Origin of the sequence: Pseudomonas sp. GV047, from assembly GCF_003058245.1 — a bacterium.
In the GTDB taxonomy this organism is placed as follows: Bacteria; Pseudomonadota; Gammaproteobacteria; order Pseudomonadales; family Pseudomonadaceae; genus Aquipseudomonas; species Aquipseudomonas marginalis.
The window spans coordinates 65,608-80,321 of sequence record NZ_QCWA01000012.1; the positions used below are offsets into that span (position 1 = coordinate 65,608).

Here is a 14,714-nt window from a genome sequence, read left to right on the forward strand (position 1 = left end):
ATGCAGAAGAGGGGCGGGTTATTGGGTCTTTTCAAGTGTTGTACGATGACCTATGATCGGTCGCAACAGACGACACTTCCGTCACAAATCCAATAAGAAGGCTTACGACGTCCATGAGAATCACAGCAGTCAACGTCCAGGTATTTTCCTACCCGACCCGCCGCGCAGTGGACAGTGCCGGCCATGCACACCCGGGTGATGTCACCCAGGCGCAGATGGCTTTGCTGCGCATCCAGACCGAAGACGGCCAGGAGGGTTATGCCTTCGGCGCCCCTGAACTGATTCGCCCGTATGTACTGGATGGTTTCGTGCGCAAAGTGCTGGTGGGGCAGAACGCCTTCGATCGCGAAAAGATCTGGCACGACCTCGCGCACTGGCAGCGCGGCAGTGCCAGCCAGTTGACCGACCGCGCCCTGGCGCTGGTGGAGCAGGCCCTGTGGGATTGGGCCGGGCGCAAACTGGGTGTGCCGGTGCACAAGTTGATTGGCGGTTTCCGCGACAAGGTGCCGGCCTACGGCTCCACCATGTGTGGCGACGAACTGCCCGGTGGCCTGGCCACCCCTGAAGACTACGGGCGTTTTGCCGAGACCCTGGTGCAACGCGGCTACAAGGCCATCAAGCTGCACACCTGGATGCCGCCGGTGTCCTTCGCCCCGAGCCCGCGCATCGACGTGCAGGCTTGTGCGGCGGTACGCGAAGCGGTCGGCCCGGACATCGCCCTGATGCTCGACGGTTATCACTGGTACAGCCGCACCGAAGCGCTGTACATCGGGCGTGAGCTGGAAAAGCTCGACTTCGCCTGGTTCGAAGAGCCGATGATGGAAGAGTCCGCCGAGTCCTATGCCTGGCTGGCGGGGCAGTTGGACATTCCGGTGCTGGGCCCGGAAACCCTGTCCGGCAAACACCTCGCCCGTGCCAGTTGGGTCAAGCACGATGTGTGCGATATCTTGCGCGCCGGTGTGGCGGGCGTCGGCGGCATTGCGCCGTGCCTGAAGGTTGCGCACCTGGCTGAATCCTTCGGCATGGATTGCGAGATTCATGGCAACGGTGCGGCCAACCTGGCCGTGGTCGGCGCGATCAAGAACTGCACCTGGTATGAGCGTGGCCTGTTGCACCCGTACCTGGATTACGACGAAGTGCCGGCCTACCTCAAGCGTCTGGTAGACCCGATGGACAACGACGGTTTTGTGCACCTGTCCGACTTGCCGGGCCTGGGTGAAGACATCGATTTCAACTTCATCGAGACCAATACGCTTAAAAGCTTCTGACGTGTACAGGGTCAGTCCGGCATCAGTCGGGCTGATCAAGAGCCCTATAAATATAAAAAAGGCACTCTTGTTATGAGCATTTTCCCTTCGCTGTGGGCGCGGGTGTTCGTCGCCGCGCTGGCTGTCACCGCTGTACCTGCAAGCTTCGCAAAAACCCCGGCCGATCAATTGATCGTCGGCATGAGCATGATAAACCTGCTGTCCCTCGACCCGGCGGCGGCCACCGGCCTGGACGTGTCGGAGATCAACGCCAACCTCTATGACATGTTGCTGGTGCAGGACGTCGCCCAGCCGGATCGCCTGGTACCGGCGCTCGCCGAGCGCTGGCAGGTCAGTGATGACCGCAAGACCCTGACCTTCAACCTGCGCACCGGCGTGAAATTCCAGTCCGGCAATGACCTGAGTGCCGAAGACGTTGCCTGGTCGTTGCAGCGCGTGCTCAAGCTCAACCTCGCACTGGCCTCCACCTGGAAGGCCTACGGCTTTACCGCCGAGAACGTCGAGCGCTACATGCGTGCCACGGATGCCTCGACCTTCCTGATCGAGCTGCCCCGGCCCACCGACCCGCTGCTGGTGCTCAACACCCTGGCGACCTCGCCGAGTGCGTTTGTCCTCGATCGCAAAAAAGTCCTCGAACACCAGAAGAACAACGACATGGGCGCCGCCTGGCTGGTGACTCACGCCGCCGGCAGCGGTGCGTTCGTGCTCAATGACTGGCGCGCCAACGACGTGATCCTGATGAGCCGTTTCGACGGGTACTGGGGCGGCCCGGCCAAGCTCAAGCGCATCGTCATGCGCAACATGACCGAGTCGCAGTCGTTGCGCCTGATGATCGAGCGCGGCGACCTGGACATCGCCAAAGGCATGTCTGCGCCGGATATCGAAGCCCTGCAGAAAAGCGCCAAGGTCCGCACCCAGACCTTGCAGCGCGGCACCCTGTACTACGTCGCCCTGAGTGTGAAGCAACCGATGTTTGCCGATGCGCGCGTGCGCAAGGCCGTGCGTGCGCTGATCGATTACCAGGGCATCAACCAGACCGTCATGCCCCATTACGGCGTGATCAACCAACGGCCGCTGCCCCTGGGCCTGGCCGCGCGCCTGCCGGATCCGGGTTACACGCTCAACGTCAAGCAGGCCAAGGCCTGGCTGGCCGAGGCCGGTTACCCGAACGGTTTCAAGACCACCATTCGCGTGCTCGCCGAACCGCCGTTTATCAACATTGCCTCCAACCTGCAGTCGACCCTGGCCCAGGCCGGTATCGACGCCAGCATCATCACCGGCACGGGCAACCAGATCTATGGCGCAATGCGTGAGCGCAGCTTCGACATCATCGTCGGCCGCGGCGGTGGCGGGGCCGAACGGCATCCGCACTCCAGCCTGCGTACGCTGGTGTACAACCCGGATAACCGCGATGAGGCCAAGCTCACCAACTTCCAGGGCTGGCGCACATCCTTCTACAGCCCCGAGCTGAACCAGCTGATCGAGCGCGCGGAAGTCGAGCCTGACACAGGCAAGCAACTGGCCCAGTACCGCGACATTCAGGAGCAGGTCGACCGGCAGGTCGGGGCCATTTTGCCGGTCTCGCAAATGACCGACACCGTGGTGGTGTACGAAGACGTGGCCGACTTCCAGGGCCATACCGCCGCGACCACGCGCTACAAAGACGTCTACAAGAAGCGCTGACCGATTATCAGGAGCTCACTATGTTTGTTATGACTGCCTCTGTCATGGGCGCTCGCGCGTCCAACACGGCCCGGCGCGCGGGTACGGTGCTGGTGACCTTGCTCGGCCTGCTGGCCCTGACGTTCATCATCGGCCGGGTCATGCCGCTCGACCCCGTGCTGGCGGTCGTCGGGCCGGATGCCGACAGTTCCACCTATGATCAGGTGTACCGGTCGATGGGCCTGGACAAGCCGATCTGGACCCAATTCGGTCTTTACCTCAATGACCTGCTCCACGGTGACTTCGGCAATGCGCTGTTGACCGGCCACCCGGTACTGGACGATATCCTGCGGGTATTCCCCGCGACGATTGAACTGGCCACCCTGGCGATTCTGTTCGGCGTGCTGATCGGTTTGCCCCTGGGCGTCTGTGCCGCCAGCAACCAGGGGCGCCTCGGCGATCACGTGGCGCGGGTGATCACCTTGTTCGGCTACTCCACGCCGATTTTCTGGCTGGGCATGATGGGGTTGCTGGTGTTCTACGCCTGGCTCGGCTGGGCCGGTGGAGCGGGGCGCATCGACCTGGCCTATGACGGCATGGTGCCCGAGGTCACCGGCCTGCTGCTGATCGACTCGACCCTGGCACGTGACTGGGAGGCCTTCGCCAGCGCCCTGCGCCACATCGTGTTGCCGGCGCTGATCCTCGGCCTGAACTCGGTGGCGTATATCAGCCGCATGACCCGCAGCTTCATGCTCGAGCAGCTGTCCCAGGAGTACATCATCACCGCGCGGGTCAAGGGCTTGTCCCGGCGCCAGGTGGTGTGGGGGCATGCGTTTCGCAACATCCTCGTGCAGTTGCTGACGGTGGTTGCGCTGGCCTACGGCTCGTTGCTGGAGGGCGCGGTGCTGATCGAAACCGTGTTTGCCTGGCCGGGGTTCGGCCAGTACCTGACCAGCAGCCTGATGCTCGGCGACATGAACGCGGTGATGGGCTGCGTGTTGGTGATCGGCTTGATTTTCGTCGCGCTCAACCTGATCAGCGACGCCTTGTACAAGGTGTTCGACCCCCGCACCCGTTAACGCACTGCGCCGTACCGATAAAACTATAAAAAGAAGGAATTTTGCATGAAGACGGTATTTTCAACACTGCACCTTGGCCTGTTGACGGCGATGCTCGCCCTTGGGCCGATGACAACGGCCAGCGCCAAGACCCCCGCCGATCAATTGATCGTCGGCATGAGCATGGTCAACCTGTTCTCCATCGACCCAGCCAATGCGCCTGGCCTGGATGCCTCCGGCGTCAACGCCAACCTCTACGACACCCTGATCAAGCGTGACCAGGGCAACCCGGAAAAACACCTGCCGCAATTGGCCGAACGCTGGGACATCAGCGAAGACGGCAAGCAGGTGACCTTTCATCTGCGCCAGGATGTGAAATTCCATTCGGGCAACCCGCTGACCGCCGAGGACGTGGCGTGGTCGCTGTACCGGGTGATGAAGCTCAATTTCGGCCTGGCCACCACCTGGAAGGCCTACGGCTACAGCGTCGAGAATATCCAGTCGCTGATCCGCGCCACGGACGCCCACACCCTGGTCATCGACCTGCCGCAGACCATGGACCCGCTGCTGCTGGTGGACTCCCTGGCGATCTCGCCGAGCGCCGTGGTAGTGGACCGCAAGACGGCCCTGGCCCATGAGAAAAACGGCGACCTCGGCGCCGGCTGGCTGGTGACCAACGAGGCCGGCAGTGGCCCCTTCGTGCTGACCAAGTGGAGCGCCAACGATTCGCTGCTGCTGACCCGTTTCGACGGCTACTGGGGCGGCGCGGCCAAGCTCAAGCGCGTGGTGGTGCGGCACATGACCGAATCCCAATCCTTGCGCCTGATGCTCGAACGCGGCGACCTCGACCTGGCCTACGGCATGGCGGCGCCGGACATTCGCGCCATCGACGGCTCGGACAAGATCCAGGTGCAGTCATTGCCACGCGGCACCATGTACTACGTGGCGATGAGCATGAAGCAACCCGAGTTTGCCAAGCCTCAGGTGCGGGAAGCCGTGCGCAACCTGATCGACTACAAGGGCCTGGATGAACAGGTGATGCCGTATTACGGCAAGCTCAATCAGCAGCCGATGCAGTTGGGGCTGGAAGCGCGCTTGCCGGATCCGGGTTATCACATGGACGTGGCCAAGGCGAAAAAGCTGCTGGCCGAGGCGGGTTACCCCGACGGTTTCAACACCACCATTCGTACATTGTCGGAGCCGCCGTTCATTGACATCGCCGCGCGCCTGCAAGCGACCCTGGCCGAAGGCGGGATCAAGGCCAGCATCGTCACCGGCACCGGCAACCAGGTCTACGGCGCCATGCGCGCGCGCAATTTCGAGATCATCGTGGCCCGTGGCGCCGAGCGCTATCCCCATCCGTATTTCAGCCTGCGCACCTTCGCCTACAACCCCGACAACAGCGATGACGCCGGCTTGCCGAACTTCCAGGGCTGGCGCGCTTCGTTCTTCAATCCGCAGCTCAACAGCCTGATCGACCAGGCGGGCGTGACGCGCGATTCGGCACAGCGGGTCAGCCTGTATCACCAGGCGCAGACGCTCTATGACCAGCAGGTGGGGCCGATCCTGATGATCTCGCAGATGACCGACACCGTGGTCAGCGCTGCCGACGTCAAGGGTTTCAGTGGTGACGATGCCGAGGCCACCCGCTACCTGGGTGTCTACAAGCAGCGTTGAGTGGGGCTGCGGCCCTTCAGAATTCACACAGAGAAGATGCTTATGAATGCCAATCTGTCTTCCATCGACACGGCGGCGAAGCGGCCGGTGGATCGCTCGCCGGGCTCCAGTTTCGATGCCTTCTGCAAGAGCGGCCTGCGGGTGCTGCGTCACCTGTTGCGCAACCCCATGACCCTGGCGGGCCTGCTGGTTGCGCTGCTCTTGGTGGTGGTCGCGGCCTTTGCGCCGTGGATCGCCACCCACGACCCGGTCGCGCAAAACCTCGCCACAGCCTTGCAAGCGCCGGGCTCGGCGCACTGGTTCGGCACCGACGAATACGGTCGGGATATTTTCAGTCGGCTGGTCTATGGCTCGCGGATCACGCTGTACATCATTGCCCTGGTAACCGTGATCGTCGGTCCCATCGGGCTGTTTATCGGCACCGTCTCGGGCTACTTCGGCGGGGCTGTCGACACCGTGTTCATGCGCCTGACCGATATCTTTATTTCCTTCCCCAGCCTGGTCCTGGCGCTGGCCTTTATCGCCGCCCTGGGCCCTGGCCTGGAGCATGCGGTGGTGGCGATTGCCTTGACCTCATGGCCACCGATTGCGCGGCTCGCGCGGGCTGAAACCCTGTCCCTGCGCAACGCCGACTTTGTCGTCGCCGTGGAGCTGCAAGGCGCGTCGCCGGCGCGGATTATCCTGCGCCATATCGTGCCGATGTGCCTGTCCTCGGTGATCATCCGCCTGACCATGAACATGGCCGGGATCATCCTCACCGCCGCCGCGTTGGGCTTCCTCGGCCTGGGTGCCCAGGCGCCGCTGCCGGAGTGGGGCGCGATGATTTCCACCGGGCGCCGCTACATGCTCGAGTGCTGGTGGCTTGTGGCGGTTCCCGGGGCGGCGATCATGTTGGTCAGCCTGGCCTTCAACCTGTTGGGCGATGGCCTGCGGGACATCCTTGATCCGCGCAGCGAATAATCGGAGAACACCTTATGTCTGCCATCAAGCTGAATGTCGAAGGGCTGAATGTGCGCTTCGTCAGTGGCCAGAAAGAAACCCACGCCGTGCGCGATGTGTCCTTTACCTTGGGTCGGGAGAAACTGGCGATTGTCGGTGAGTCCGGCTCAGGCAAGTCCACCGTCGGGCGCAGCCTGCTCAAGCTGCATCCGCCCAGCGCCAGAATCACCGCCAAGGCCATGGCGTTTGGCGAGGTCGACCTGCTCTCGGCCAGTGAAAAGGCGATGCAGAAGATTCGCGGCCAGCGTATCTCGATGATCATGCAAGACCCCAAGTACTCGCTGAACCCGGTGGTCAAGGTGGGCGACCAGATTGCCGAAGCCTACCTGGCCCACCACAAGGCCAGTCGCAGTGATGCGCGCGAGCGAGTCATGCAGATGCTCGAGCAGGTGCACATCCGCGATCCGAAGCGGGTCTACAACCTGTACCCCCACGAGGTGTCCGGCGGTATGGGCCAGCGCATCATGATCGCGATGATGGTGATCACGCGTCCGGAAGTGATCATTGCCGATGAGCCTACGTCGGCGCTGGATGTCTCGGTGCGCCAGCAAGTGCTCAACGTGCTGGAAGAACTGGTAGACCAGCAGCAGATGGGGCTGATTTTTGTCAGCCACGACCTCAACCTGGTGCGCAACTACTGTGACCGCGTGCTAGTGATGTACGCCGGGCGCGTCGTCGAATCCCTGGCTGCCTGCGACCTGCAATACGCCGAGCATCCCTACACCCGTGGCCTGCTGGCCGCGCTGCCGAGCATGGATAACCGTCGCGTGCACCTGCCGGTGCTCAAGCGCGATCCACTCTGGCTGACTCAATAAGGAACCTGACCATGCCTATGATCCAAGCGCACGCCTTGAACCTGAGTTTCGGCACCGGCGCTGCCATCAACCAGGTGCTGCACGATGTGAGCCTGAGTGTCGCCGACGGCGAATCGTTCGGCCTGGTGGGGGAGTCCGGTTCGGGCAAGACCACCGTGCTGCGCTGCCTGGCCGGGCAATACCGGCATTGGAACGGCGAGCTGAGCATCGCCGGCGCGCCGTTGCAGCACAAGATTCCCAAGGAGCACTTTCGCAAAGTGCAGATGGTCTTCCAGGACCCCTACGGCTCCCTGCACCCCAGGCACACCATCGACACCGCCCTGCGCGAGCCGCTGATTATCCACGGGGTAGGGGACAAGGACGACCGGATCAACGAGATCCTGCTCAAGGTCGGCCTCAACGACAGCTTCCGCTTTCGCTATCCCCATCAGTTGTCCGGTGGGCAGCGCCAACGGGTGGCGATCGCGCGCGCGTTGATCCTTGAGCCCCGCGTGCTGTTGCTGGATGAACCGACCTCGGCCCTGGATGTGTCGGTCCAGGCCGAGATCCTCAACCTGCTGGCGGACCTGCGCCAGCGCGAGAAACTCACCTATCTGCTGGTCACCCATGACCTGGGGGTGGTCACTCACTTGTGCGACCGGGTGGCGGTGATGCAGCACGGCCGGATCGTCGAATTGCTCGACTGCCAGGCCTTGAGCCAGGACCAGGCCGTGCACGACTACACGCGCATGCTGGTGCAGGCCAGTCGTGACTTCAGCCAGGAGTCTGAGCGACGGCGGGTCGGCTGATTTCTGTAGTCATCGTATGACTATGCTTGATTGGTCATGCGCTGATTACTATGAAATGCGATTAATGTGCTGTTTTTATTGAGTTAAATCTAAAGGTGCGAACTAAGGCACTTAGGACTAGCTAACAATCATTTGTAGTTGTACGATGACGTACCTCTTAAGGTATCCCTTTATTTTTTGATTTGAGGTTTGCGAACATGACGCCACAAGAACTAAAAACAGTCCTGTCTTCCGGCTTGCTCTCGTTCCCGGTTACCGATTTTGACGCGGCCGGTGACTTCCGTGCCGACACCTATGCCCGCCGCCTGGAATGGCTGGCACCCTACGGCGCCAGCGCGTTGTTCGCGGCCGGGGGCACCGGGGAATTCTTCTCCCTGGAAGCCAAGGAATACACGCAGATCATCAAGACTGCCGTGGACACCTGCAGGGGCCAGGTGCCCATCCTCGCCGGGGCAGGGGGGCCGACTCGTCAGGCCATCGCCTACGCCCAGGAGGCCGAGCGCCTCGGTGCCGCCGGTATTCTGCTGATGCCTCACTACCTCACCGAAGCCAGCCAGAAAGGCCTGGTGGCCCACGTTGAGCAGGTGTGCAATTCGGTGGATTTCGGCGTGGTGGTGTACAACCGCAACCTGTGCCGTCTCAATGCCGACAGCCTCGAGCAGCTGGCCGAGCGCTGCCCGAACCTGATCGGTTTCAAGGACGGCATCGGTGAAGTCGAATCCATGGTGTCGATCCGTCGTCGCCTCGGCGATCGCCTGACCTACCTCGGCGGGCTGCCGACCGCCGAAGTCTATGCCGCGGCCTACAAGGCCCTGGGCGTGCCGGTGTATTCCTCGGCGGTGTTCAACTTCATCCCGAAAACCGCGATGGATTTCTACCGTGCCGTGGCCGCCGACGACCACGCCACCGTGGGCCGCTTGATCGATGATTTCTTCCTGCCGTACCTGGCGATCCGCAACCGCTGCGAAGGTTATGGCGTGAGTATCGTCAAGGCCGGTGCACGCCTGGTCGGCCACGACGCCGGCCCGGTGCGCGCGCCGTTGACCGACTTGCTGCCTCAAGAAGTGGAGCAGTTGGACGTGCTGATCAAGGCGCTGGGCGCCCAGTAAGCTGTCAGTCTGCGGCGCCCTGTGTGGCGCCGCTGTCCTTTCATCAACCTGAGGTTTGACCATGCCCCACTGCATCATCGATTGCCCGGCGGCCCTGGCCCAGCGCATCGGCGAACACACCCTGCTGGCCACCGTACACGATGCCCTCGACAGCTTCGGCGTATTCAAGCCCGGCGACATCAAGGTGCGGCTCAACGGCTTTACCCATTACCGTTGCGGCAGCACTCAAGACGACTTCGTGCACGTCGCCCTGTACCTGTTCGCCGGGCGCACTGCCGAACAACAGCGCAGCCTGGCTTCGGCGACGCTGGGCGCCCTGATTGAACTGCTGCCGCAGGTCGACGCGCTGTCCATGGACGTACGCGAAATGCCCCGCGAGACCTTCGTCAATCGCAGCCAATACCTCGAAGAATCCGGGCGGCAGAGGTAGCGCCCCTCGGTGTGAATACCGGCAAAAAACAAGGAGAACAACATGCCGTATCAACCCTCGAAAAACATCTCGGTGCGTTGCGCACTGGCCCTGATGGCAGTTGGATGCAGCCCGCTGTCATGGGCGCTGCAAGCCCCGTCAAACCTGCAGGTACCGACGCTGGCCTTTGATGACCGGCAAATCATCCTGGTGTGGGAAAAACCTGCCGAGCATGCCGGCATCAAGGATTACCGGGTCTACGCCAACGGCACGCTGCTGGGCAGCGCGAATGCCAACAATGACCAGGTGTCACCGGCCAAACCCTACATCGACCAGTTTTATCGGCAAGACACCGCCAACTTCCACCATCGCATCGGCATTCATAGCTTCACTGCCCGAGGCTTGAAGCCCGACACTGTGTACCGTTTCACCGTGCGTTCGGTGGACGGCAACGGCAAGGAGTCCGCCGACAGCGCCCCGGTGCTGCAACGCACCACCCCGGTTGCGGCGGTATTTGACGTGAAAAAATACGGCGCCAAAGGCGACGGCAGTCACCTCGATACCCAGGCGATCCAGAACGCCATCGATGCCTGCACCGTCGGTTGCAAAGTCTTGCTGCCTGAAGGCACCTACAAAAGCGGCGCGCTCTACCTCAAGAGCAACATGACCCTGGAGATCGCCGAAGGCGCGACCCTGCTCGGCTCCGAGCGCGCCGAAGATTACCCGCTGGCCGGCTACATCCAGTACCCGTATTCCACCACTGTGCGCCCGGCCTCGCTGATCAACGCGTTGCCCCGTGATCCGCGCCAGCATCAGTCATTCGAAAACATCCGCATCGTCGGCCAGGGCACCCTCGATGGCAATGGCTGGAAGCGCAACGCCGATGTCGTCGACGAACGTGGCCAGGCACTGCCGTTCTACCTGCCCAGTGACAATACCCGCTATGCCCGGGACGGCATCCTCGCCAAGGCGCAGGTGGAACAGGCCGTGGCACGCGGCATGAACGTCAAGGACGCCTACGGGCAGATGCGCTCCTCGCTGATTACCCTGCGCAATGTGAAGAATGTGTTCTACGGCGGCTTCACCGTGGTGAACCCGGCGTTCCACGGCATCATGAACCTGGAGACCGAAAACGTGGTGCTGGCCAACACCACCCACACGACCTACGACGCCAACAACGGCGACGGCATCGAGTTCGCCAACAGCAAGGGCGCGATGGTGTTCAACAACTTCTTCGACACCGGTGATGACTGCGTGAACTTTGCGGCCGGCACCGGTGCCGACGCCGTGCACCAGCCGCCGCAGGAAGACGCGTGGATTTTCAACAACTACTTCCGCAAGGGTCATGGCATGGTGGTCGCCGGCAGCCACACCGGTGCCTGGATCCAGAACATCCTGGCCGAAGACAACGTGTCGGACGGCACCGATGCCGGGTTGCGCATGAAGAGCACCAACTTCATGGGCGGCGGCGCGCGCAACGTCACATTCCGCGACTCGGCGATCCGCAATACCGTCAAGCAGGCGTTCATTTTTACCCTCGACTACAACGACCCGAACGCCAAGCTCGACTATCAGCGCTCAACCATCGCGGGGCAGTTCAAGGACATCCGGGTGAGCGACGTGAGCGTCGAGAATGCCCAGGGAGCGGCGATCGAGGTCAAGGGTGATGCCTTGCACAACGCCTACCATCAGGGCCTGGTGTTCGAGCGCGTGCGTTTCAGCGGCGCGGCCAAGGCGCGTATCGATGGACTGAAAGACTCACGCTTCGACCACGTGGTCTTCAGCCAGACCGGCGCTGCCAACCCATGGCAGGTCAGCGATAGCCAAGGGCTGGTGTTCAAGGAGGTGGAGCCGGCACCGTAAGCGCAAACGTTAGGGCGAATGGACCCTCGTAGTGAGCGGGCTTGCCCCGCGCTGGGCTGCGCAGCAGCCCCAAAACACAGCCCCGGAACTGTCTGGCACACTGCGGCGTTCTTATTGGGGCTGCTACGCAGCCCGGCGCGGGGCAAGCCCGCTCACCACAGGTCCGGTGTTCGCTCTTAACTATCCCTGGGTGATAGCCAAGGGCTGGTGTTCAAGGAGGTGGAGCCCGGCACCGTAAGCGCAAACGTTATGGCGAATGGACCCTCGTAGTGAGCGGGCTTGCCCCGCGCTGGGCTGCGCAGCAGCCCCAAAACACAGCCCCGGAACTGTCTGGCACACTGCGGCGTTCTTATTGGGGCTGCTACGCAGCCCGGCGCGGGGCAAGCCCGCTCACCACAGGTCCGGTGTTCGCGCTTAACTCCCCCTGGGTGATAGCCAAGGGCTGGTGTTCAAGGAGGTGGAGCCGGCACCGTAAGCGCAAACGTTATGGCGAATGGACCCTCGTAGTGAGCGGGCTTGCCCCGCGCTGGGCTGCGCAGCAGCCCCAAAACACAGCCCCGGAACTGTCTGGCACACTGCGGCGTTCTTATTGGGGCTGCTGCGCAGCCCGGCGCGGGGCAAGCCCGCTCACCACAGGTCCGGTGTTCGCTCTTAACTATCCCTGGGTGATAGCCAAGGGCTGGTGTTCAAGGAGGTGGAGCCCGGCACCGTAAGCGCAAACGTTATGGCGAATGGACCCTCGTAGTGAGCGGGCTTGCCCCGCGCTGGGCTGCGCAGCAACCCAAAAACACAGCCCAGGAACTGTCTGGCACACTGCGGCGTTCTTATTGGGGCTGCTACGCAGCCCAGCGCGGGGCAAGCCCGCTCACCACAGGTATGGTGTTCGCTCTTAACTACCCCTGGGGAATCTATTGCGTCCTGCGTTAATAGACCTGCGGCACGATGATGTCCACCGGCGTCGGATTGCGCGAGTAGTCCTCCTGCCTGACCCGCTGCGGCAGCTCGATCACCGGCAGTTCCACTTCCTCATAAGGCATCTGCCCGAGCAGGTGGTGGATGCAGTTGAGGCGGGCTTTCTTTTTGTCGTCGGCCTGCACTACCCACCATGGCGCTTCGGCGATGTGGGTGCGCTCGAGCATGACTTCCTTGGCCTTGGTGTACGCCTCCCAGCGCCGGCGCGACTCCAGGTCCATGGGGCTGAGTTTCCACTGTTTGAGCGGATCGTGAATGCGGCTGAGAAAGCGCAGGTGCTGTTCCTGGTCGGAAATGGAGAACCAGTATTTGATCAACTGGATGCCGGAGCGGGCGAGCATGCGTTCGAACTCCGGCACGGTGCGGAAGAATTCCTCGTACTGGTCTTCGTTGCAAAAGCCCATGACTTGTTCGACGCCGGCGCGGTTGTACCAGCTGCGGTCGAACAGCACGATTTCACCGGCGGCCGGCAGGTGCGAGACATACCGCTGGAAGTACCACTGCGTCTGTTCGCGGTCGTTGGGCGCGGGCAGGGCGGCGACGCGGCAGACCCGTGGGTTGAGGCGCTGGGTAATGCGCTTGATCACACCGCCTTTGCCGGCGGCATCGCGCCCCTCGAACAGGATCACCACCTTGGCGCCGGTCTTGACCACCCAGCTTTGCAGCTTCACCAGTTCACCTTGCAGGCGGAACAGTTCGCTGAAGTAAATCCTGCGCGCGGCCTTCTCGGGGCTTTCCTCGACGTGCTCGTCGAACAGCGCGTTGAGGTCGTGCCCGTCTTCGGATAATTCCAGTTCCAGCTCTTCGTCACTGTGATCCAGCAGCTCTCGGTGGATGCGCTGGATCAAGGCGTCGTCTACTGCAGACATGGGAGGCACTCGCGTCGTGGGGGAGATGGCAAAGTCTTAGTCGCATTTTGTTACCAACCAATTACATCGAAATACGTGGCTGTGGCGGAAAGACGGGACGAAATAGCGGTTTGCCACCCAATTTTCATAAAAGCGTAACAAAGCTGCTGCAAAGTTCCGGGAGCCCGTAATCACAAGGATTTCCCTGAATGAAACGTCTGATGAAGTCAGCTGCACTCGCCGTTGCGGTTTCTCTAAGTGCCACCTCGGTATTTGCTGCCGAGAACGTCCGTCTGACAGGTTCTGGCGCCAGTTTCCCAGCGCCGATCTACCTCACCTGGTTCAAGGATTTCAGCAAGAAGACCGAAGGCGTCACGGTTGACTACCAGTCCAAAGGCAGTGGCGCGGGTGTACAGGACTTCCTGAACAAAACCGTGGACTTCGCCGCCAGTGACTCGGCCATGAAGGACGAAGACATCGCCAAGGTCGCCGAAGGCGTGCAGTTGCTGCCGATGACCGCAGGCGAAATCGTCCTGGCGTTCAACCTGCCGGGCAATCCTAAAGAACTTAAGTTGCCACGGGATGTGTACTCCAACATCTTCCTGGGCAAGATCACCAAGTGGAACGATCCGCAGATCGTCGCCGCCAACCCTGGCCTGAAACTGCCGGACATGCCGATCACCGTGGTCGTGCGTGCAGACTCCAGCGGCACCACTGCCGTATTCACCAAGCACTTGGCGGCCATCAACCCGCAGTTCCAGAAGGACTTGGGTGAAGGCAACACCGTCAACTGGCCAGCCAGCGACAAATTCATCAAGTCGCCTAAGAACGATGGTGTGACCGCCACCGTACGCCAGACCCCAGGCGCGATTGGCTACATCGAATACGGTTTCGCCAAGCTGGCCAAGGTTGACTTTGCCCAGCTGCAGAACAAGGCCGGCAAGTACGTGGTACCTAACGCCGAAAGCGGTGCCGAAGCCCTGGCAGCGGTGAAAATGCCGGAAAGCCTGGTGGCCTGGCTGCCGGACCCGGACGGCGCCAAGTCCTACCCGATCACGTCCTACACCTGGATGATCTTCCGCAAGGACAACGGCAACCCGGCCAAGGCCAAGGCCATGCGTGAAATGGTCGAGTACAGCCTGACCGAAGGGCAGAAAATCGCCGATTCGATGGGCTATATCCCGCTGCCGAAGTCGGTGGTCGATCAGGTTCGTAAAGCGTCCGCCAACATCCAGTAACGCTTGTG

General features: G+C 61.9%; 12 protein-coding genes. 11 read left to right on the forward strand and 1 reads right to left on the reverse strand.

Annotated elements, in window-relative coordinates:
• The first annotated feature begins 113 nt into the window (after positions 1-113).
• The 10 genes from C8K58_RS25595 (at position 114) to C8K58_RS25640 (ending at position 11,648) form a co-directional block, all read left to right on the forward strand.
• Positions 114-1,268 carry a mandelate racemase family protein gene (locus C8K58_RS25595; protein ID WP_027603506.1) on the forward strand — a complete coding sequence of 385 codons (1,155 nt, stop codon included), beginning with the start codon at positions 114-116 and terminating at the stop codon, positions 1,266-1,268.
• 72 nt (positions 1,269-1,340) lie between these two features.
• The gene (locus C8K58_RS25600; RefSeq protein WP_027603507.1) at positions 1,341-2,951 is read left to right on the forward strand and encodes an ABC transporter substrate-binding protein; all 1,611 of its coding nucleotides are present in this window, start codon (positions 1,341-1,343) and stop codon (positions 2,949-2,951) included.
• A gap of 20 nt (positions 2,952-2,971) precedes the next feature.
• Entirely contained in the window at positions 2,972-4,009 is a 1,038-nt protein-coding gene (locus tag C8K58_RS25605; protein ID WP_065923970.1) for an ABC transporter permease, read from the forward strand.
• Positions 4,010-4,054: 45 nt separating this feature from the next.
• Complete coding sequence (locus C8K58_RS25610; protein ID WP_108574577.1) at positions 4,055-5,665, forward strand: ABC transporter substrate-binding protein; 1,611 nt, start codon at positions 4,055-4,057, stop codon at positions 5,663-5,665.
• Between the two features lie 42 nt (positions 5,666-5,707).
• Complete coding sequence (locus C8K58_RS25615) at positions 5,708-6,625, forward strand: ABC transporter permease (RefSeq protein ID WP_027603510.1); 918 nt, start codon at positions 5,708-5,710, stop codon at positions 6,623-6,625.
• Positions 6,626-6,639: 14 nt separating this feature from the next.
• A complete protein-coding gene (locus C8K58_RS25620) occupies positions 6,640-7,479 on the forward strand; it encodes an ABC transporter ATP-binding protein (protein ID WP_065923972.1) in 840 nt (279 codons plus the stop codon).
• Positions 7,480-7,490: 11 nt separating this feature from the next.
• Positions 7,491-8,267, forward strand: coding sequence for an ABC transporter ATP-binding protein (locus C8K58_RS25625; RefSeq protein ID WP_065939670.1), 777 nt, complete (start codon positions 7,491-7,493; stop codon positions 8,265-8,267).
• A gap of 197 nt (positions 8,268-8,464) precedes the next feature.
• The gene (gene kdgD / locus C8K58_RS25630) at positions 8,465-9,376 is read left to right on the forward strand and encodes a 5-dehydro-4-deoxyglucarate dehydratase (RefSeq protein WP_027603513.1); all 912 of its coding nucleotides are present in this window, start codon (positions 8,465-8,467) and stop codon (positions 9,374-9,376) included.
• Between the two features lie 61 nt (positions 9,377-9,437).
• Positions 9,438-9,806 carry a 5-carboxymethyl-2-hydroxymuconate Delta-isomerase gene (locus C8K58_RS25635; protein WP_092488313.1) on the forward strand — a complete coding sequence of 123 codons (369 nt, stop codon included), beginning with the start codon at positions 9,438-9,440 and terminating at the stop codon, positions 9,804-9,806.
• 42 nt (positions 9,807-9,848) lie between these two features.
• Positions 9,849-11,648: a glycosyl hydrolase family 28 protein gene (locus C8K58_RS25640; RefSeq protein WP_108574578.1), complete on the forward strand. Its 1,800-nt coding sequence runs from the start codon at positions 9,849-9,851 to the stop codon at positions 11,646-11,648.
• 923 nt (positions 11,649-12,571) lie between these two features.
• Here the strand turns inward: C8K58_RS25640 and ppk2 are convergent.
• Positions 12,572-13,489, reverse strand: a complete 918-nt coding sequence (gene ppk2 / locus C8K58_RS25645; RefSeq protein WP_065939673.1) for a polyphosphate kinase 2 — start codon at positions 13,487-13,489, stop codon at positions 12,572-12,574.
• A gap of 188 nt (positions 13,490-13,677) precedes the next feature.
• On the opposite strand from ppk2, the gene pstS reads away from it, so the two are divergent.
• Positions 13,678-14,706 carry a phosphate ABC transporter substrate-binding protein PstS gene (gene pstS, locus C8K58_RS25650; protein ID WP_027603516.1) on the forward strand — a complete coding sequence of 343 codons (1,029 nt, stop codon included), beginning with the start codon at positions 13,678-13,680 and terminating at the stop codon, positions 14,704-14,706.
• Positions 14,707-14,714: the final 8 nt, after the last annotated feature.

Bases quoted from the DNA above. Each gene is read 5' to 3' on its own strand.
- kdgD (WP_027603513.1), top strand. From the start codon at position 8,465: ATGACGCCACAAGAACTAAAAACAGTCCTGTCTTCCGGCTTGCTCTCG.
- C8K58_RS25640 (WP_108574578.1), top strand. From the start codon at position 9,849: ATGCCGTATCAACCCTCGAAAAACATCTCGGTGCGTTGCGCACTGGCC.
- C8K58_RS25635 (WP_092488313.1), top strand. From the start codon at position 9,438: ATGCCCCACTGCATCATCGATTGCCCGGCGGCCCTGGCCCAGCGCATC.
- C8K58_RS25595 (WP_027603506.1), top strand. From the start codon at position 114: ATGAGAATCACAGCAGTCAACGTCCAGGTATTTTCCTACCCGACCCGC.
- C8K58_RS25610 (WP_108574577.1), top strand. From the start codon at position 4,055: ATGAAGACGGTATTTTCAACACTGCACCTTGGCCTGTTGACGGCGATG.
- C8K58_RS25615 (WP_027603510.1), top strand. From the start codon at position 5,708: ATGAATGCCAATCTGTCTTCCATCGACACGGCGGCGAAGCGGCCGGTG.
- ppk2 (WP_065939673.1), bottom strand. From the start codon at position 13,489: ATGTCTGCAGTAGACGACGCCTTGATCCAGCGCATCCACCGAGAGCTG.
- C8K58_RS25605 (WP_065923970.1), top strand. From the start codon at position 2,972: ATGTTTGTTATGACTGCCTCTGTCATGGGCGCTCGCGCGTCCAACACG.
- C8K58_RS25620 (WP_065923972.1), top strand. From the start codon at position 6,640: ATGTCTGCCATCAAGCTGAATGTCGAAGGGCTGAATGTGCGCTTCGTC.
- pstS (WP_027603516.1), top strand. From the start codon at position 13,678: ATGAAACGTCTGATGAAGTCAGCTGCACTCGCCGTTGCGGTTTCTCTA.
- C8K58_RS25600 (WP_027603507.1), top strand. From the start codon at position 1,341: ATGAGCATTTTCCCTTCGCTGTGGGCGCGGGTGTTCGTCGCCGCGCTG.
- C8K58_RS25625 (WP_065939670.1), top strand. From the start codon at position 7,491: ATGCCTATGATCCAAGCGCACGCCTTGAACCTGAGTTTCGGCACCGGC.